Origin of the sequence: Micromonospora sp. SL1-18 (genome assembly GCF_047921505.1) — a bacterium.
Lineage (GTDB): Bacteria > Actinomycetota > Actinomycetes > Mycobacteriales > Micromonosporaceae > Micromonospora.
In genome coordinates this window covers 99,677-118,701 of record NZ_JBLROA010000007.1, presented here as the reverse complement: position 1 = coordinate 118,701, position 19,025 = coordinate 99,677, and the positions used below count along the sequence as shown (strand labels likewise).

Here is a 19,025-nt window from a genome sequence, read left to right as displayed (position 1 = left end):
CATGACGAGACCCACGCCTGAGACTCTCGCCCACTCCGCCCGGCGAGCCCGCCCGGCCGCCGAGCCGGCCGGCGCCGCCGACCACGCCTCCACCCCCCGCAACGGGGCCGTCCCGGCCGCGCCAGCCGTACGGCAGCCCGGCCCGGCGCAGGTCTCCGGTGCCGGATCGTTGGTGCGGTCGCTCGAGGCGCTCGGCGTCGACGTCGTCTTCGGCATCCCGGGCGGCGCGATCCTGCCCGCGTACGACCCGCTCTACGACTCCGCGGTCCGGCACATCCTGGTTCGGCACGAGCAGGGCGCCGGGCACGCCGCCACCGGCTACGCCCAGGCCACCGGCAGGGTCGGCGTCTGCATGGCCACCTCGGGCCCGGGCGCGACCAACCTGGTCACCCCGATCGCCGACGCGTACATGGACTCGGTGCCGATCGTGGCGATCACCGGTCAGGTCGCGCGGCCGGCGATCGGCACGGACGCCTTCCAGGAGGCGGACATCCAGGGCATCACCCTGCCGATCACCAAGCACAACTTCCTGGTGCAGACCGCCGAGGAGATCCCGCGGGTGCTGGCCGAGGCGTTCCACCTGGCCTCGACCGGCCGGCCGGGCCCGGTCCTGGTGGACATCCCCAAGGACGTCCTGCAGGCACCGACCACCTTCTCCTGGCCGCCCACCCTCGACCTGCCCGGCTACCGGCCGACCCTGCACCCGCACGGCAAGCAGATCCGCGAGGCGGCCCGGCTGCTGGCCAGCGCCCGCCGCCCGGTGCTCTACGTCGGCGGCGGCGTGCTCAAGGCCGGCGCCACCGAGGGCCTGCGCCGGCTGGCCGAGTTGACCGGTATCCCGGTGGTCACCACCCTGATGGCGCTCGGCGCGTTCCCCGACTCGCACCGGCAGCACCTGGGCATGCCCGGCATGCACGGCACCGTCGCCGCGGTCTACGGTCTGCAGAAGGCCGACCTGATCGTGGCGCTCGGGGCCCGCTTCGACGACCGGGTCACCGGCAAGCTGGACTCGTTCGCGCCGGACGCCGCTGTCGTGCACGCCGACATCGACCCCGCCGAGATCGGCAAGAACCGGCACGCGGACGTCCCGATCGTCGGCGACGCCCGTCACGTGATCGACGAGCTGATCGCCGCGGTCACCACCGAGCAGGCGGCCCGGCCGGCCGCCGACCTCGGTGACTGGTGGGCCCAGCTCGACGACCTGCGCCGGCGCTACCCGCTGGGCTACGAGGAGCCGGCCGACGGCACCCTCTCCCCGCAGTACGTGATCAAGCGGCTGGGCGAGATCGCCGGCCCGGACACGATCTACGTGGCGGGCGTCGGCCAGCACCAGATGTGGGCGAGCCAGTTCATCTCGTACGAGAAGCCGTACACCTGGCTCAACTCCGGCGGCCTCGGCACCATGGGGTACGCCGTCCCGGCGGCGATGGGGGCCAAGGTCGGCAAGCCGGACACCACGGTCTGGGCGGTGGACGGCGACGGCTGCTTCCAGATGACCAACCAGGAGTTGGCCACCTGCGCGCTGGAGGGCATCCCGATCAAGGTCGCCGTGATCAACAACGGCAACCTGGGCATGGTTCGGCAGTGGCAGACCCTGTTCTACGGGGAGCGTTACTCCAACACCGAGCTGGGCACCCACAAGCACCGCATCCCGGACTTCGTCAAGCTCGCCGAGGCGCTCGGCTGCGTCGGCCTGCGCTGCGAGAACGCCGCCGACGTGGACAAGACCATCGAGGCGGCCATGGCGATCAACGACGCCCCGGTGGTCATCGACTTCGTGGTCGGCAAGGACGCCATGGTCTGGCCGATGGTCGCCGCCGGCACCAGCAACGACGAGATCATGTTCGCCCGGGGCGTCCGCCCCGCCTTCGACGAGGACGAGCTGTAATGACGATGCACACGCTGTCCGTGCTTGTGGAGAACAAGCCGGGTGTCCTGGCCCGGGTCTCGGGGCTGTTCTCCCGGCGCGGCTTCAACATCGACAGCCTCGCCGTCGGGGAGACCGAGAACCCGGACGTCTCCCGGATCACCATCGTGGTCAACGCCGAGTCGTCCCCGCTTGAGCAGGTGACCAAGCAGCTCAACAAGCTGGTCAACGTACTCAAGATCGTCGAGCTGGACCCGCAGGTCTCGGTGACCCGGGAACTGCTGCTGGTCAAGGTCCGCGCGGACCGCAACGCCCGCGGTCAGATCCTGGAGACGGTGAACCTGTTCCGGGCCAGGGTGGTCGACGTCGCCCCGGACACGCTGACCATCGAGGCCACCGGCACCCCGGACAAGCTGGACGCGCTGCTGCGCGACCTCGAGCCCTTCGGCATCAAGGAGATGGTGCAGTCCGGCACGGTGGCGATCGGGCGCGGCTCGCGCTCGATCACCGCCGGCCCCGCGCTGCGCGCCGCCTGAGCACCACCCGGTCGGCGCGGTGCCGCGTCGTCCGGACCCGCACCGCACAGATTCACGACGGGCCGCCGGGCACCGCCGTACGAAAGGGAATGCAATGAGCGTTGAGGTGTACTACGACGACGACGCCGACCTGGGCCTGATCCAGGGCCGCAAGGTCGCCGTGATCGGGTACGGCAGCCAGGGCCACGCCCACGCGCTGTCGCTGCGCGACTCCGGCGTCGACGTGGTGATCGGCCTGCCGGTCGGTTCGAAGAGCCGGCCGAAGGCCGAGGAGCAGGGCCTGCGGGTGCTCACCCCGGCCGAAGCGGCGGCCGAGGCCGACGTGATCATGATCCTGGCGCCGGACACCGCCCAGCGCGGTCTGTACGCCGAGTCGATCGCCCCCAACCTGACCGCCGGCAAGGCGCTCTTCTTCGGCCACGGCTTCAACATCCGGTACGGCCTGATCAAGCCGCCGGCCGACGTGGACGTGGCGATGGTCGCCCCGAAGGGCCCGGGTCACCTGGTCCGCCGCCAGTACGTCGACGGCAAGGGCGTGCCCTGCCTGGTCGCCGTCGAGCAGGACGCCAGCGGCAGCGCCTTCGGCCTGGCCCTGGCGTACGCGAAGGCGATCGGTGGCACCCGGGCCGGCGCCATCAAGACCACCTTCACCGAGGAGACCGAGACCGACCTCTTCGGCGAGCAGGCGGTGCTCTGCGGCGGCGCGGCGGCGCTGGTGCAGACCGGCTTCGAGGTGCTCACCGAGGCCGGGTACGCCCCCGAGGTGGCCTACTTCGAGTGCCTGCACGAGCTGAAGCTCATCGTCGACCTGATGTACGAGGGCGGCATCGCCCGGATGCGCTACAGCATCTCGGACACCGCCGAGTACGGCGACCTCTCCCGCGGCCCCCGGATCATCGACTCCCGGGTCAAGGAGGAGATGCGCAAGATCCTCGGCGAGATCCAGTCCGGCGAGTTCGCCCGCGAGTGGGTGGCCGAGGACGAGGCCGGCCGGCCGAACTTCGCCAAGTGGCGGGCCGAGGGCGCGGCGCACCCGATCGAGGAGACCGGGCAGAAGCTGCGCGCCATGATGAGCTGGGTCGACCGGCCCATCACCGAGACCGCCTGACCCAGGGTCAGGCCGCTGAAGACGCGGCCTGTGGCCCGACGCACTTCCCGGCGTCGGGCCATGGGTCGTGCCCACCCCCAGGCGTGCGGCAACGCTGTGTGTGAGGGCTCACCCCGCAGTCTGGGGCACGCCGCCGGAACCGCGCCCTACGATCCTTCATAGGTGCCTCATCGGCACCCCGACGGCCAAGGCACGGATCAGCGCAGGGCGCAGCGCGGCGTCCGGACGTGCCGGGCCGACCGCACACGAGCGTCTACGAGGACCGATGAATCCTGTCGTACTGATCGCCGAAGAACTTGCCCCCGCCGCCATCGAGGTGCTCGCGCACGACTTCGACGTGCGTCATGTCGACGGCACCGACCGCCCGGCCCTGCTCTCCGCGCTCTCCGAGGCCGACGCGGTGATCGTACGCAGCGCCACGCAGATCGACGCCGAGGCCATCGCCGCCGCGCCGCGCCTGAAGGTGGTCGCGCGGGCCGGCGTCGGCCTGGACAACGTCGAGGTGCCGGCCGCCACCGCGCGGGGCGTCATGGTCGTCAACGCGCCCACCTCCAACATCGTCTCCGCCGCCGAGCAGGCCGTCGCGCTGCTGCTGGCCGTGGCCCGCAACACCGCCAGCGCCAGCGCCGCGCTCAAGGCGGGGGAGTGGAAGCGGTCCAAGTACACCGGCGTGGAGATCCAGGGCAAGACCGTCGGCGTGGTCGGCCTCGGCCGCATCGGTGTGCTGTTCGCGCAGCGTATCGCCGCCTTCGGCACCCGGCTGATCGCGTACGACCCCTACATCCAGCCGGCCCGCGCCGCGCAGCTGGGCGTCCGCCTGGTGGGGCTGGAGGAGCTGCTGCGGGAGAGCGACTTCATCTCTATCCACCTGCCCAAGACCCCGGAGACCGTGGGCCTGATCGGCGAGAAGGAGCTGGCGATCGTCAAGCCGGGCGTCCGGATCGTCAACGCCGCCCGCGGCGGCCTGGTCGACGAGCAGGCCCTGGCCGACGCGATCGCCGAGGGTCGGGTCGCCGGCGCCGGCGTCGACGTGTACGCGAAGGAGCCGTGCACCTCCTCGCCCCTGTTCGCCTTCGACAACGTGGTGGCCACCCCGCACCTGGGCGCCTCCACGAACGAGGCGCAGGACAAGGCCGGCCTGGCCGTGGCCAAGAGCGTCAAGCTTGCGCTCCAGGGCGAGTTCGTGCCGGACGCGGTGAACGTGCAGGCCGGCGGCGTGGTCGCCGAGGACGTCCGGCCGCTGCTGCCGCTGGCCGAGAAGCTCGGCCGGGCCTTCACCGCGGTGGCCGGCGGGGTGGCCGCCACCGTCACCGTCGAGGTGCGCGGCGAGATCGTCACGCACGACGTGTCGGTCCTCAAGCTCGCCGCCACCAAGGGGCTGTTCAGCTCCGTGGTGGAGGAGCAGGTCACCTACGTCAACGCGCCGCACCTGGCCGCCGCGCGCGGGGTCGAGGTGGCCCTTGCCACGCAAGCCGAGACGGTCGACCACCCCAGCCTGGTGACCGTGCGCGGCGCGCTGCCGGACGGCCGGACGGTCAGCGTCTCCGGCACGGTGACCCACACCGGCACCCGTGACGTCATCAAGCTGACCGAAGTGGACGGTTTCGACGTGGAGATCGGCGCGGAGGGCATCCTGGTCTTCCTGCGCTACGTCGACCGGCCGGGCGTGGTCGGCACCGTCGGCACCCTGCTCGGCGCGGCGGGGGTGAACATCGCCGCCATGCAGGTCGCCCGCCGGGAGGCCGGTGGCGAGACGCTGATGACGCTCACCGTCGACCAGGCCCTCGGCGCCGACCTGCTCAGCTCGGCCGCCGACTCGATCGGTGCGGTCTCGGCCAGCGCGGCCGACCTGCGCGACGAGTAGTCCACACACGACGAACCCGGGGCCCGGCCGCATGGCCGGGCCCCTCGTCGTGACCGCGCGGGATCAGGTCCGGACGCGGGTGGGCGGCGGGTAGACCGTGCCGTCCTGGGCGTCGTAGAGCATCAGGTCATGCTCGCCGGCCAGCCGCTCGATGTCGAGCAGCACCTGGTCCTCGCAGGTCGGGACAAGGTTCATCTCGACGTGGTCGCTGGCCGCGTGCAGTGGGGCGACTTCCCACGGGGTGCCCGGGCCGGCAGGCCGGTCGGGATACGCGGCGGTGATCGCCCGGTAGAAGCCGACCACCCTCGGGTCGGGGTGCCGCTCGCCGTGCCACCCCTCGCGGCACCGCTGCACCGCCGCCCGCACCTGGTCGGGTGTGGCCCCGGGGGGCAGGGCCCACACGCTCAAATCGAAACTCACGGCGGACAGCGTGCCATTCCCGGCACCGGTCCGTCATCTCTGCCCGCCGCAGGTCGACCGATCGACTGCGGATTCGGGGGCGGAGATGGTCCGCTGTGGAGACTCTTGCGTCGAGTTGCGTCGATTCGCTAGCGTACTCGTGCGGTCACTGGCTGAGTTGAGACTCCGGCCCGTCTTCGGGTGGCGCGGTCGGGCGTCCGGCCCGCCGGTCCGCACCCCTCGATTGCGCGAGCCACGCGCACTCGTCGCTGACCGGCCCTCACGGTCGTTGCCGAGACCGTGGGGGCCGATCGCGTCTTGCGTCCTCAGTCGAAGGTGGGGCGACGAGGGCGGGCCCAGGAGCTCACCGTCGACTCTGGGCGAAGATCACCCGGTAGTCCGAGCCGTTGCGGAACCAGGCCAGCCCGGCCGGCCCGGCGGCGTAGAGGGCGGTGGCGTAGGCGTCGGCCACCGCGAGGTCCGGGCCCACCACGGTGGCGGCGAGGAGTTGGTCGGCCGGCTCGCCGGTGTGCGGGTCGACCACGTGCCCGCGGCGTCCGGTCACCCCGGAGGTGCCCACCGCGCCGGCCGTCATGTCCAGCATCAGGGGCGCGCGGTGCGCGTCCGTCGGATGGTGCACGGCGACCCGCCACGGACCGCCGTGCGGCGCGTGGCCGCGCACGGTGAGGTCGGCGCCGCTGAGCAGGGCGTAGTTGTGGACACCGGCCGCGCGCAGCCGGGCCGCCGCCCGCTCCACGGCCCAGCCGCCGAGCAGGCCGCCCGGGTCGAAACCGCCCGGCACCGCCCAGGCGTCGAACCACCCGTCGGTCGCCGCCCGCATGGCGGCGCAGCGGTCCACCAGGTCGGCCAGCGGAGGGTACGACTCGGGGCTGATCTCGCCCCGGCGCAGCTTCGACACCAGGCTGTCCGGTTGGTTCGGCCCGTACGTGAGGTCGATGGCGCGCAGCTCGGCGACCGCGTCCCCCAGCGCCTCCCCGACGCCCCGACGCCCCAGCCAGTCGGGCGCGTTGAGCAGCAGCGAGTATTCGGCGGTCGAGGTGCGGATGGTGTGTCGGACGCTGATCCGGTCGACCGCGGTGCCGCCGGCCCGGTCCAGCCGGTGGCTGCGGGCGCCGAGGCGCAGGTCGGGGCGGCTGAGGAGGGAAGACTGGTTGATCCACCGGGTCCGGGGCTGCTCGTCGGCCCACCGGGCCCGTCGCCGCTCGTCGATCATTCTCCGACCCTAAGCAGTGGAGTTGACCGCACCATGAGTGCCACCTGGGAGCCTGCTGAGCATCCGAAATCCCGGATACTGGAAGACGCGTACCGGGGGGCGGGACGGCGGCGTACCGTTGCGCAGAACGACGAGGTTAGGAGCGCAGGTGGCACGGATCGCGGTGGTGGCCGGGGACGGGATCGGACCCGAGGTGGTCGGGCAGGCCCGCAAGGTCATCGACGCCGTGCTTCCCGGTGTGACCGCCACCGAGTACGACCTCGGCGCAGCCCGCTACCACCGTACCGGTGAGGTGCTGCCCGACTCGGTCCTCGACGAACTGGCCGGGCACGACGCCATCCTGCTCGGCGCGGTCGGCGACCCGACGGTGCCGCCGGGGGTGCTGGAGCGCGGCCTGCTGCTGAAGCTCCGCTTCGCGTTCGACCAGTATGTCAACCTGCGCCCGTCGCGCCTCTGGCCAGGCGTACCCGGGCCGCTGGCCATCGTGAAGCCGGGCGAGGTCGACCTGGTCGTGGTCCGCGAGGGGACCGAGGGCCTGTACGCCGGCGCCGGTGGCTCGCTGCACCGGGACACCCCGGCCGAGGTGGCCACCGAGGAGAGCCTGAACACCCGGCACGGCGTCGAGCGGGTGATCCGGGACGCCTTCGCCCGGGCCCGCCGTCGCGAGCGGCGCAAGGTAACCCTGGTGCACAAGACCAACGTGCTGACCCACGCCGGCTCGCTCTGGGCCCGTACCTTCGAGGCCGTCGCGGCCGAGCACCCCGACGTGGCCACCGAGTACCAGCACGTCGACGCCGCCGCGATGTTCCTGGTCACCCAGCCCCAGCGGTACGACGTGGTGGTCACCGACAATCTCTTCGGCGACATCCTCACCGACATCGCCGCGGCGGTGACCGGCGGCATCGGGTTGGCGGCCAGCGGCTGCATCAACCCCGAGGGGCGGTATCCGTCGATGTTCGAGCCGGTGCACGGCTCGGCGCCGGACATCGCCGGCCAGGGCGTCGCCGACCCGGTCGCCGCGGTGCTCTCCGCCGCGCTCCTGCTCGACCAGCTCGGCCACGCCGACGCCGCCGCGCGGGTCACCGACGCCGTCGCCACCGAGCTGGCCAGCCGTACGCCGGGGGCGCCGCTGCGCACCGAGGAGGTCGGCGATCGGCTCGCCGGCTACGCCGTAGCCTGACCAGGGCCGTCACCGCGGCCCGGAGATCGGGCCGCGCCAGAACCGCATCCGGGCCCGGTCCACCCGATCGCCCGCACCGCCATCGGATGTGTTCGATGTGTCGGGGCGGAGCTATCCGCTGAACGACCGTTCGGGGTAAGTTTCTGGCACCAATGACGTCGGCGTGCGGTGGCGCATGCCGTGGACCCGCAGGGAGGTCAGCGCGATGAGTGGTGGTGACAAGCTCGATTTCGAGATCCGTCCGAATCCCGTGCCGGTATCCGCCGCCGACCGGGCCGCCCTGCTGGCGAACCCCGGCTTCGGCCGGGTGTTCACCGACCACATGGTGACCATCCGGTACGCCGACGGCAAGGGCTGGTACGACGCCCGGGTGGAGGCGCGCGCGCCGATCCCGATGGACCCGGCCGCCGCCGTCCTGCACTACGCGCAGGAGATCTTCGAGGGGCTGAAGGCGTACCGGACCGCGGACGGGGGCGTGACCCTGTTCCGTCCGGAGGCGAACGCGGCCCGCTTCGTCGCGTCCGCCCGGCGGCTGGCGATGCCCGAGCTGCCGCCGGAGGCGTTCGTCGAGTCGCTGCGCCGACTGGTCGAGATCGACAAGGACTGGGTCCCGCAGGACGAGGAAGGCAGCCTCTACCTGCGGCCGTTCATGTTCGCCAGCGAGGTCTTCCTCGGCGTCCGGCCGGCCAACGAGTACCTCTACGCGGTCATCGCCTCCCCGGCCGGCGCCTACTTCACCGGCGGAGTCAAGCCGATCACGGTCTGGGCCTCCCCGGACTACACACGGGCGGCGCCGGGTGGCACCGGCGCGGCCAAGTGCGGCGGCAACTACGCCGCCTCCCTGGTCGCCCAGGCCGAGGCGATCGAGGCGGGCTGCGACCAGGTGGTCTTCCTGGACGCGGTGGAGCGGCGCTTCGTCGACGAGCTGGGCGGTATGAACGTCTTCTTCGTCTACGACGACAACACCCTGGTCACGCCGCCGCTGGCCGGCACTATCCTGCCCGGCATCACCCGGGACGCGGTCCTCACCCTGGCCGCCGAGTCCGGGCACCGGGTGGCGGAGCGGCCAGTCAGCTTCGCCGACTGGCAGGCGGACGCGGCCAGCGGCCGGCTGCGCGAGGTGTTCGCATGCGGCACCGCCGCCGTCATCACCCCGATCGGCGGGGTGCGCTTCCCCGACGGGGAGTTCCTCATCGGCGGCGGCGAGCCGGGACGCTCCACGATGGCCCTGCGGAAGCAGCTGGTCGACATCCAGCGCGGCCGCGCCGAGGACCCCCACGGCTGGGTGCACCGGGTGCTCTGATCTGAGCTGGGGTGGTCAGCGGCAGGGCGGGTTCCTGCACTGCGCCCCGATCCCACCACCCCGGTCCATTACTGGAGTCGGCTTCCCGACCTGGACCTGAGCAGTCGTAGCGTGCCGGCCCCGGCCAGATAGGCGATGAGCGCCGGGACTGGCACGCCGAGCGGTTCGGGGGCCGACTCCGGCGTGCGGGCGTTGATCGTCACGCCCAGTACGAGCAGACCGAAGCCGGTGACGGCGAACGTCATGGGCAGCGCGCGGGCGAGCCCCCAGCCGGGTGGCCCGCCCCCGCGCCGCGGCCGTCGGTGGCCGGACCGGGCCTCGACCGGTCCGAAGATCGCGACCAGCCCGGTCAGCACCACGATGAGCATGAGCAGCCAGGGCACCCGCCAGGCGAACCAGGCGAGGGAGGACACCGGCGGGGTGGGCAGCCGGTGCAGCGTGTCCAGGAGAGCGATCAGCAGCACGGCCGCGGTCAGGTGCCAGAGAAACACGGTGAGGACGACTGAGTTGACCGCGACCACCGCCTTCCAGAGGCGCCGCCGGCGCAGCCACCGCTCCGCCTGGTCCCGCAGCAGCAGGATCAACCCGAGTTGGGCGGTGGCGGCGGCGAGCAGCGCCACGGTGGGTGGGGAGGAGTTGTTCAGCCGCTCACCGGGCACCGCGAGCATGGCCACGGGGTACGGGCCGAGCAGGGTCAGCAGCGCCAGCGCGGCGAGCCCGCCGCCGAGGAACGCCAGGGCCGCCCGACGGGTCATCGGCAGCTGGCGTGTCCACAGCCCCCGTCGCTGTGGGGCGTCGTCGGGCCGGAGCCGGGTGTCGTACCAGGCGAAGCCGAGCTGGTGGATAGCCAGCCAGCCCAGCACGTAGTTCCCCTGTGCCAGGATGTCCCGCCCGGTCAGCCGAGCCACGTCACCGAGCGCCACGAGCGGGACCAGCGCCACCGCCACCGCGAGGCCGAACCGGCGGTGCAGCGCGTACATCGCCGGGGCCAGCGGGACCACGACGAGGTAGGCGCCGAGGAACCACAGTGGGATGGTGGCGAACCAGACCACGATCCGGATCTCCACCGGATCGGTGCCGTGCAGCCGGCCCGCCAGGGCGGTGCCGGCGAGCACCACCAGCAACACCGTGGTGGGCGGGACCAGGCGTGCGCTGCGGTCCAGCAGCCATCCGGTGACGGTTCCGCCGTGCCGCAACCGGCTGGTCAGCGACGCCGCGTTGGCGAAGCCGCCGACGAGGAAGAAGACCGGTATCACCTGCACCACCCAGGTGACCGGGTACGCCCAGGGCATGTCGGCGAGCGCCGAGTGCCCGGTGGGACGGCCGGCGGGGTCGTGGCCGATGACGGCAATCGCCCAGTGGCCGAGCACCACCGTGATGATCGCCAGGGCGCGGAGCAGATCGATGTAGCGTTCCCGCCCCGCCGGTGTCCGCTCGGCGAGCCGCTGCAGGCGGCGCATGAGATCACGTTACCGGGTCAAAGGGGCCCGGCCGGCACCGTCGACGACAGTGCCGGCCGTCACCTCTTGTCCCCGGGGAGCGCCTCGGCGGCTCAGTCGAGCAGGTGGGCGCGGAGGGCGGCCAGCTGGGCGTCGGTCACGCCGGCGTGGTGGAGGTAGGCCTCGACCGAGCCGTACCCCTCGCGCAGCTCGGTGAGGAAGAGGAGCATCGCCTCGGCGGGGGAGGCGAGGTACGGCGGCGGGAGTTCCGCGGCCTCGGGGGTGGTGGCCGCCACCCAGGCGCTGAAGCGTTCGGATGCCTCGGTGCTGAGCGCGTAGTCGGCGGCGATGTCGCCGTCGGCGACGCCGAGCACGGCCAGGGTGAGGCCGCAGACGATCCCGGTGCGGTCCTTGCCGGCCACGCAGTGCACCACCGCCGGGGCGTTCGCGCTGTCGGCGATCAGGCCGACCGCCTCGGCCAGCCCGGCGGTGCCGGTCCGCGCCAGATCGGCGTACCGGTCGGCGAGGTAGCGGGCCAGGCTGGTGCCCGGCAGGTACATCTGCTCGGCCCAGTCCTGGTGCTCCGGGTGGATGTGCCGGTAGGTCAGACCCGCGTAGGCGGGCACCCGGCCGTCCCGCGCCACCTCCGAGGGGCGGCGCAGGTCGATGACGGTACGGATGCCGAGGGCGGCGAACGCCGCCTGGTCGGTCTCGTCGATCCGGTGCAGCGAGTCGGAGCGGAAGAGCCGGCTCCGGCACACGGTCCGCCCATCGTGGCCGGTCAGGCCGCCGACGTCGCGGAAGTTGAACAGGGCGGGGAAGGGGTTCCGGTGAGGGGTGTCCGTGGCATCCACCCCTGACACGGTAACGGCCGGCGGGGCCCCGATGTGCCCCGCCGACCGTCAGCTGCGGGTGCCCTCCGTCACCGGGCGGTACCCGGCGGGATCGACGAATAGGTGTCGTCGTAGTACCCGCCGAGCTTGTCCCGGTACACCGGATCCGAGTCGGTGGACACGTCGTACTCGGGCGCGGCCTTGATCTGGTCCCTGCTCCGGTCGACGTGGACCTTCCGCTCGTCGTGGTCGACGTGGTTGACGGTGCCGGCCGGCAGCATGACCTTCTTGCCGAGGATCCACGGTCCGGTGTCGACCACCAGGTAACTGGAGTTCACCTCGTGGCTGGCCTGGTCCACCTTGCCGATACCGCCGTCGTTCGCCTGCACCTTGTAGCCGACCAGGTCGACGCCGGACACCCCGGCGTCGTCCCGGTAGCTCCACGGATAGAAGCGCCCCGCGGGGGTGCCACCCGCGAAGGCGCCCCGACCACCCGGGGTCAGCGGGTCCGGCGTCCCGTGGGTCGTTCGAGGGTCGAGTGGCTCCATGGCGTCCACTCCCTTTCTCGACTTCTCGGGGGATGTGTCCTGTCGACCCCTTCGTACCCGGCTGTGGGGATCGCTACACCGGCGGCTCAGGCCAGCGCGGCCTCCGCGTCGAGGGCCACCGCGGCGGCGTGCACGACGGCCGCGATTCGCAGCCCCTCGTGCACCTGCTCACGGCTGAACCCGGCGGCACGCAGGGTCTTCTCGTGCGACTCAAGGCAGACGCCGCAGCCGGTGATCGCCGAGACGGCGAGGCACCAGAGCTCGAAGTCGCCCTTGTCCACGCCCGGCCTGGCGATGATCTGCATCCGCAGCCGGGCCGGCAGCGACGCGTACTGCTCGTCGCCGATCAGGTGCTTGGCCCGGTAGTAGATGTTGTTCATCGCCATGATCGTGGCGGCGCCCTTGGCCGCCTCGATCGCCTCCGGCGTGAGGTGACCGGCCGCGTCGGCGGCGATCTCCCTCAACACCGACGGGTTGCGGGCCGCCACCGCGCAGGCCAGGGCGGTGCCCCAGGCCTGCTCCGGCCTGAGGGTCGAGGTGGCGATGGTGGAGCCGAGGTTGAGCTTGATGTCCTTGGCGTACCCGGGCAGCGCCGCCTTGACCGCGTCCAGGCCCACCGTCAGGCCCCGGTGCCGACGAGCAGCGCCTTGGCGTCCAGCGTCGCGCCGCCCTTGTTCCAGTTGCACGGGCAGAGTTCGTCGGTCTGGAGCGCGTCCAGCACCCGCAGCACCTCGGAGACGTTCCGGCCGACCGAGCCGGCGGTCACCATCGCGAACTGGATCTCGTTGCTCGGATCGACGATGAAGGTGGCCCGCTGGGCGACCCCGTCCTCGCCGAGCACGCCGCAGGCGGCGGTCAGCTCGCGCTTGATGTCGCTCAGCATCGGGAAGGGCAGCTCGCGCAGGTCCGGGTGGTCCTTGCGCCACGCGTAGTGGACGAACTCGTTGTCGACGGAGACGCCGAGGACCTGGGCGTCCCGGTCGGCGAACTCGTCGTTGAGGCGGCCGAACTCGGCGATCTCCGTCGGGCAGATGAAGGTGAAGTCCTTCGGCCAGAAGAAGACCACTCGCCACTTGCCCTCGTGGGACTTGTGGTTGATCGTCTCGAACGCCTTGTCGGCGTCGAGCGACACGCAGGCGGTGAGTTCGTACTCGGGGAAGCGGTCACCGACAGTGAGCACAGGTCCTCCTTGACAACGGCTCGTCAGCGGCGCGAGGCCGGTAACTGGATCAGTTCCAGATTCTTCCGCAGCGTTGTTTCCCCTCGTCGGCGGTCGGATGGCTTGTGAAGTTGATCACCGGGCGGCGTGTTCTGCCCCGACGCCTCCCCCGATCAGGTACTTCCACCCTCCGTCACCGTCCCGACATGTGGATTGTGCCTCCCAAAAGCGGGACCGGGGTGGCAGAGTACGGACCGTGACCAGCTTCGTCCTGATTATTGGCAACTAGCGCGCCGGCTTCCCTCTCGCCGAGCGCGCAGACCTCCCGCATCCGCGGGGGGTCTTTTTGTTGCTCCCCTCAAGGCTCGAGAAGAGGACTCCATGACCTTCCAGGTTTACGACACGACGCTGCGCGACGGCGCCCAGCGCGAGGGGCTCAGCTACTCGGTGGTCGACAAGCTGGCGGTGGCCCGCCTGCTCGACGACCTCGGGGTCGGCTTCATCGAGGGCGGCTGGCCGGGCGCGGTGCCCAAGGACACCGAGTTCTTCCAGCGTGCCGGTACCGAGCTGCGGCTCAAGCACGCGATCCTGGTCGCCTTCGGGGCCACCCGCAAGGCCGGGGTGGCGGTCGAGACCGACCCGCAGGTGCGCGGGCTGCTCGACGCCGAGACGCCGGCGGTGGCGCTGGTCGCCAAGGCGGACCTCCGGCACGTCGAGCGGGCGCTGCGCACCACCGCCGGCGAGAACCTCGCGATGATCCACGACACGGTGCGGTTCCTGGTCGCCGAGGGGCGGCGGGTCTTCGTCGACGGGGAGCACTTCTTCGACGGCTACCGGCACGACCCCGCGTACACCGCGGCGGTGCTGGAGACGGCGCTGGCCGCGGGAGCCGAGCGGTTCGTGCTCTGCGACACCAACGGCGGGATGCTGCCGTCCCAGGTCACCGCCGCCATCGCCGACGTCACCGCGCGCACCGGTGTGGCGCCGGAACTGCTCGGCATCCACTGCCAGAACGACACCGCCTGCGCGGTGGCCAACACCATCGCCGCCGTCGAGGCCGGCGTCCGGCATTTCCAGGGCACCGCCAACGGGTACGGCGAGCGCCCCGGCAACGCCGACCTCTTCGCGGTCGTCGCCAACCTTCAGCTCAAGCTCGGGCTGCCCGTCCTGCCGGAGGGCTGCCTGGAACAGATGGTGCGGGTCTCGCACGCCATCGCCGAGATCGCCAACATCGCCCCCGACACCCACCAGGCGTACGTCGGGGCCGCCGCCTTCGCCCACAAGGCCGGGCTGCACGCGAGCGCGATCAAGGTCGACCCGTTGCTCTACAACCACGTGGACCCGTCGGTGGTGGGCAACGACATGCGGATCCTGGTGACCGAGATGGCCGGGCGGGCCAGCGTCGAGCTCAAGAGCCGCGAGCTGGGCCTGGACCTGTCCGGCCATCCGGAGGCCCTGTCCACGGTCACCAGGCGGGTCAAGGAGCTGGAGGCCGGCGGCTGGTCGTTCGAGGCCGCCGACGCCTCGTTCGAGCTGCTCGTCCGCTCCGAGCTGCCGGGCCGGGCCGCACCCAGGCCGTTCGCGCTGGAGTCGTACCGGGTGCTGGTCGAGCACCGCGAGGACGGCGCGGTGGTCTCCGAGGCCACCGTCAAGATCCGGGTACGCGGCGAGCGGGTGATCGCCACCGCCGAGGGGAACGGCCCGGTCAACGCCCTGGACGAGGCGCTGCGGGTGGCGCTCGTCCGGCACTACCCGGAGCTGCGCGACTTCGAGCTGGCCGACTACAAGGTCCGCATCCTGGAAGGCAGCCACGGCACCGGCGCGGTGACCCGGGTGCTGGTGGAGACGGCCGGCGCGGGCCGCGACTGGACCACAGTCGGCGTCCACCCGAACGTGGTCGAGGCGAGCTGGCACGCCCTCGTCGACGCCCTCACCTACGGCCTCTCCCGGGCCCGGGTGTAAGGAGGGGCCCCTTGTTAACACCCGTCTGTTAACAAGGGGCCCCTCCTTACACGGCGGGCAGGCGTAGTTCGGCGAGGACGGCCCGGTGGTCGCTGCGGGGCAACGGGTACACGGCCACCGAGCGGACCGCGATGCGCCGGTCGGCCAGCACGTGGTCGATGGTGACCGGCGGGATCAGGTCGCCGTCGTACGGGCCCCAGGTGCCGAGGAGCCCGGCGCCGGCCGCGTCGGCGGCGTCGACGTACCCGGTGGCGATCAGGTCGCGCAGCGGGGCGTGGTCGAGGGTGGCGTTGAAATCCCCGGCCAGGATGCTCAGCCGCCCCCGCGGGGTGGCCGGCGGCTGCCCGCGTAGATCGGTCCGCCAGTCCGGCACCACGTCGACGGAGTATGGGGCGGCCGGATGCGCCGACTCCACCCGCACGGGTGGCGCGCCCGGCACCGCCAGCGTCCCGTACGCCTGGGTGAAGAGGAAGCCCTGGTTGCGCCGGAACCCGCCGTCGCTCAGCGGAAAGCGCGCGTACACCCCGGAGCCGGTGGTGCCGACCTCCGGGTTCAGCACCCGGTACGGCAGCAGGTCGGCCAGCCCGTGGCGGTCCAGCTCGGCCGCGATCTCCGGGGTGAACTCCTGCACCGTCAGCACCTCCACGCGCTGGTCGCGGACCAGGGCGATCAGCCGGCTCGGGGCGGCGCCGCCCTTGAGCAGGTTGGCGGTGAGCAGCCGCAGCATCGGGCCGTCGGCCGCCGGCTGCGCGGCGGCGACCGCGCGGGGCGCCACCGCACCGACCAGCACCAGCGCGGCGACCGCCGCGACCACCGCCGCCCCGCGCCGCCGCAGGGCGAGCGCCAGCACCAGCGGCACCAGGGAACCAGCGGCTACGTACGGCGTGAAGGCGACCGCCTGCACCATCGGTCCCCGGTCCGACCCGGCCAGCCGGAGCACCACCCAGGCTGCCGCGGGCGCGACGGCGAGCCAGCACACGACCGCCGTGATTTGGTTTGCCCGGGTGCCGGTCAGTCCCTCGCCCGTCGTCGTGGTCACGGCCGTCACCGTATCGCCCGGCGGCCGTGGCGATGCCCGCCATGGCCTTTTGTGAATGTCCGTCGACTCGCATTTCACAATTTCCGGAGGCGCCATGACCAGGCAAAACGCAAATCAGAGCTATTGACCGGCTGCTTTTTGCGGTGCTACCAACCACGTGACTGGTCAGGTGTTCGTCGGCGGGTCGGCTTGACCTGGGGCGTTCGAGTTGGATCATGGTTGGGTGTCCGGAACGCCGTCCATCGTGGAGCTTCTTGAGCGGCTTGCGCGTTTGGAGGCCCGGGTCGCTGATCTTGAGCAGGACAACGTCAGGCTGCGGCAGGACAATGCGAGGCTGCGGCAGGAGAACGCGGTGTTGCGGGCGGAGAACGCGGATCTGCGGGCTCGGCTGGGGCAGGACTCGTCGAACTCGTCGCGGCCACCGTCGTCGGATGGGCTGGCCAAGCCGCCGGCGCCGAAGTCGTTGCGGACACGTTCGGGTCGGCGGCCTGGTGGGCAGCCTGGTCATGAGGGCCGCACGCTTCGGCAGGTGGATGACCCGCAGGAGCGGTTCGAGCACGAACCAGCCGGTTGTGGCGGGTGCGGCGAGGATCTGACCGGTGCGGTGGTGGCCGGGGTGGCGGTGCGGCAGGTGTTCGACCTGCCGGACATCGGTGTGCGGGTGACGGAGCATCGGATCGTGTCGCGTCGGTGCCGGTGTGGGCAGGTCACCGCCGGTCGGGCTCCGGACGGGGTCGATGCCCCGGTGCAGTACGGGCCGAGGGCTCAGGCTGCGGCGGTGTATCTGCAGCAGGCGTTGTTCGGGGCGCAGGCGCGGACCGCGCAGGCGATGACGGATCTGTTCGGGGTGCCGATGTCGGCCGGCGGGGTCGCCGCCGCGCACGCCCGCGCCGGTGACGCCCTGGCCGATTCGGAGTTCGTGGATCAGGTTCGTGACGTGTTGACCGACGCGAGCGTGGTGCACGTCGACGAGTCCGGGTTGCGGGTCGCCGGCAGGCTGCACTGGGTGCACGTGGCCACCACCGGGAAGCACACCCTCGTGTGGGTGCACCCGAAACGTGGCCGGGCCGGCATCGACGCCGGGCAGGTGATGGCCTCGATGACCGGGATCGCGGTGCACGACGCGTGGGCCCCGTACGACACCTACACCCCGGCCGGACACCAGTTGTGCTGCGCTCACCTGTTGCGCGAGCTTGCCGCCGCCACCGAACTGGCACCGCAAGCGGTGTGGCCACGGCAGGCGGCCGACGCGTTGCTGGCCCTCAAGACCGCCGCGGACACCGCCCGTTCCCACGGGGCATCCGGGATCGACCCCGGCCTGCTCGGCGAGCAGACCAGCCTGTTCCGCCAAGCCGCCCTCGTCGCGGTCAAGGACCACCAGCACGACACGTCCAAGACCGGCCGGAAACTGACCGCCCTCGCACGCCGGATGCGGGACCGGACCGGCGACTACCTGCGCTTCACGGTCGATCTGCGGTCCCCGTTCGACAACAACCGCGCCGAACAGCAGATCCGCATGGTCAAGATCCGGCAGAAAGTATCCGGGAGCTTACGCACCCTCGACGGAGCCCAGCAATTCGCGCTGATCCGCTCCTACCTCGCCACCGCGACCGCCCACGGCCGCAACATCATGACTGCCCTCACCGAACTCGCCGCCGGCCGACCCTGGCTACCCACCGCCGAAGCGACCACCTGACCAGTCACCCAACCACCTGGTTGCGACGTCTCAACTCTCTGTAGTAATCCCAGCTCAAGCCGGGTTCTCGTGGTGCATAGACAAGCCGATCCCCGATGGTCCGCTGTTCTTTTGCCCGGCTCTCCTGCGAAGTGAACCGACCCGTGTGTCGCGGGCCGGCCGTATCAGCACGGTCACAAAAGGGAGACCTGTAATGGCCACATTCGTCAGACGCAAGGCGACGGCGGTAGCACTCGGCGTCCTGACCCTCACCCTGGCCGGTGGGGGCATCGCGGCCGCCGCCCAACCGCCGGCGAAGGCTCCGATCGAGGCCGCCCAGCCCGCCGCTCGGCAGCCCGGCCACCAGCCTCCGGTGACCGCCGCCGAATCTCGGAAGGCGAAGGCCGAGATGCTGGCCACGCTCGCCGCGCCCGCCCCCGGCACGGTCGCCTGGGCCGTCGTCAGCAGCAACGGCACCCTGCTCCAGCACTCGGCCAACGTCACCGGCGCCTTCCGGTTCGCCAGCAACCTGCCGGGCCAGTTCGCGGGGCAGTATCAGGTGACGCTCAACTACGCCGCGAACCTCAAGGCGTACAACGCGACCATCGGCACGAACGACCAGAACAACGTCCCGCCGGGCGGCGAGATCTTTGTCGCGCCCCGTTACCTGATCTCCAGCGCCGTCTTCGTGCAGACCCGCAACTCCTCCGGCGGGTTCGCGGACAGGCCGTTCCACATCATCATCGCCAACTGATCCGCCCCGCCCCGCTGGCCCCCGCCTCGGCGGGGGCCAGCGTCATGCCCGCGTCAGGCGGGGCCCGGTCTGGGCCGGACTGCGTCGCTCGTACCCGTTGCCGCCCGGTCGAGGGAGTCGTCCCG

17 protein-coding genes are annotated in these 19,025 nt (G+C 71.8%); 9 read left to right on the top strand and 8 right to left on the bottom strand.

Annotated features, from left to right (window positions below; genetic code table 11):
* Nucleotide 1 precedes the first annotated feature (1 nt).
* From ACNAW0_RS05210 to serA, 4 genes are all read left to right on the top strand, one after another.
* Complete coding sequence (locus ACNAW0_RS05210; RefSeq protein ID WP_416286549.1) at nt 2-1,888, top strand: acetolactate synthase large subunit; 1,887 nt, start codon at nt 2-4, stop codon at nt 1,886-1,888.
* Entirely contained in the window at nt 1,888-2,403 is a 516-nt protein-coding gene (gene ilvN / locus ACNAW0_RS05205; protein ID WP_416286548.1) for an acetolactate synthase small subunit, read from the top strand. Before ACNAW0_RS05210 ends, ilvN begins: the two co-directional genes overlap by 1 nt.
* Nucleotides 2,404-2,497: 94 nt before the next feature.
* Nucleotides 2,498-3,511, top strand: coding sequence for a ketol-acid reductoisomerase (ilvC, locus tag ACNAW0_RS05200; RefSeq protein WP_416286547.1), 1,014 nt, complete (start codon nt 2,498-2,500; stop codon nt 3,509-3,511).
* 265 nt (nt 3,512-3,776) lie between these two features.
* Complete coding sequence (serA, locus tag ACNAW0_RS05195) at nt 3,777-5,375, top strand: phosphoglycerate dehydrogenase (RefSeq protein WP_416286546.1); 1,599 nt, start codon at nt 3,777-3,779, stop codon at nt 5,373-5,375.
* Between the two features lie 63 nt (nt 5,376-5,438).
* Here serA and ACNAW0_RS05190 read toward each other — a convergent pair whose 3' ends face one another.
* Together ACNAW0_RS05190 and ACNAW0_RS05185 are read right to left on the bottom strand one after the other, a co-directional pair.
* Nucleotides 5,439-5,795, bottom strand: coding sequence for a hypothetical protein (locus ACNAW0_RS05190; RefSeq protein ID WP_416286545.1), 357 nt, complete (start codon nt 5,793-5,795; stop codon nt 5,439-5,441).
* A gap of 343 nt (nt 5,796-6,138) precedes the next feature.
* Nucleotides 6,139-7,008, bottom strand: coding sequence for an FAD:protein FMN transferase (locus ACNAW0_RS05185; protein WP_416286544.1), 870 nt, complete (start codon nt 7,006-7,008; stop codon nt 6,139-6,141).
* A gap of 148 nt (nt 7,009-7,156) precedes the next feature.
* On the opposite strand from ACNAW0_RS05185, the gene ACNAW0_RS05180 reads away from it, so the two are divergent.
* Nucleotides 7,157-8,188, top strand: a complete 1,032-nt coding sequence (locus ACNAW0_RS05180) for a 3-isopropylmalate dehydrogenase (protein WP_416286543.1) — start codon at nt 7,157-7,159, stop codon at nt 8,186-8,188.
* 205 nt (nt 8,189-8,393) lie between these two features.
* Nucleotides 8,394-9,491 (top strand): branched-chain amino acid aminotransferase, encoded by a 1,098-nt coding sequence (locus tag ACNAW0_RS05175; protein ID WP_416286542.1) that lies wholly within the window; start codon nt 8,394-8,396, stop codon nt 9,489-9,491.
* A gap of 68 nt (nt 9,492-9,559) precedes the next feature.
* Here ACNAW0_RS05175 and ACNAW0_RS05170 read toward each other — a convergent pair whose 3' ends face one another.
* The 5 genes from ACNAW0_RS05170 to ACNAW0_RS05150 form a co-directional block, all read right to left on the bottom strand.
* Nucleotides 9,560-10,951, bottom strand: coding sequence for an acyltransferase family protein (locus tag ACNAW0_RS05170; RefSeq protein WP_416286541.1), 1,392 nt, complete (start codon nt 10,949-10,951; stop codon nt 9,560-9,562).
* 92 nt (nt 10,952-11,043) lie between these two features.
* A complete protein-coding gene (locus ACNAW0_RS05165; protein ID WP_416286540.1) occupies nt 11,044-11,793 on the bottom strand; it encodes a tyrosine-protein phosphatase in 750 nt (249 codons plus the stop codon).
* A gap of 59 nt (nt 11,794-11,852) precedes the next feature.
* On the bottom strand, nt 11,853-12,311 hold the full coding sequence (locus ACNAW0_RS05160; protein ID WP_416286539.1) for a PRC-barrel domain-containing protein: 459 nt from the start codon (nt 12,309-12,311) through the stop codon (nt 11,853-11,855).
* 86 nt (nt 12,312-12,397) lie between these two features.
* Nucleotides 12,398-12,928: a carboxymuconolactone decarboxylase family protein gene (locus ACNAW0_RS05155; RefSeq protein ID WP_416286538.1), complete on the bottom strand. Its 531-nt coding sequence runs from the start codon at nt 12,926-12,928 to the stop codon at nt 12,398-12,400.
* Nucleotides 12,929-12,930: 2 nt separating this feature from the next.
* Nucleotides 12,931-13,491 carry a peroxiredoxin gene (locus tag ACNAW0_RS05150; RefSeq protein WP_416286537.1) on the bottom strand — a complete coding sequence of 187 codons (561 nt, stop codon included), beginning with the start codon at nt 13,489-13,491 and terminating at the stop codon, nt 12,931-12,933.
* Between the two features lie 360 nt (nt 13,492-13,851).
* Here ACNAW0_RS05150 and cimA point away from each other — a divergent pair, with 360 nt between their 5' ends.
* Complete coding sequence (cimA, locus tag ACNAW0_RS05145) at nt 13,852-15,432, top strand: citramalate synthase (protein WP_416286536.1); 1,581 nt, start codon at nt 13,852-13,854, stop codon at nt 15,430-15,432.
* 46 nt (nt 15,433-15,478) lie between these two features.
* On the opposite strand, the gene ACNAW0_RS05140 is transcribed toward cimA, so the two are convergent.
* A complete protein-coding gene (locus ACNAW0_RS05140; RefSeq protein ID WP_416286571.1) occupies nt 15,479-16,447 on the bottom strand; it encodes an endonuclease/exonuclease/phosphatase family protein in 969 nt (322 codons plus the stop codon).
* Nucleotides 16,448-16,694: 247 nt separating this feature from the next.
* Here ACNAW0_RS05140 and tnpC point away from each other — a divergent pair, with 247 nt between their 5' ends.
* On the top strand, nt 16,695-18,167 hold the full coding sequence (tnpC, locus tag ACNAW0_RS05135) for an IS66 family transposase (RefSeq protein ID WP_416286535.1): 1,473 nt from the start codon (nt 16,695-16,697) through the stop codon (nt 18,165-18,167).
* A 193-nt stretch (nt 18,168-18,360) separates the two neighbouring features.
* On the top strand, nt 18,361-18,900 hold the full coding sequence (locus ACNAW0_RS05130) for a hypothetical protein (protein WP_416286534.1): 540 nt from the start codon (nt 18,361-18,363) through the stop codon (nt 18,898-18,900).
* The last annotated feature ends 125 nt before the right edge of the window (nt 18,901-19,025 follow it).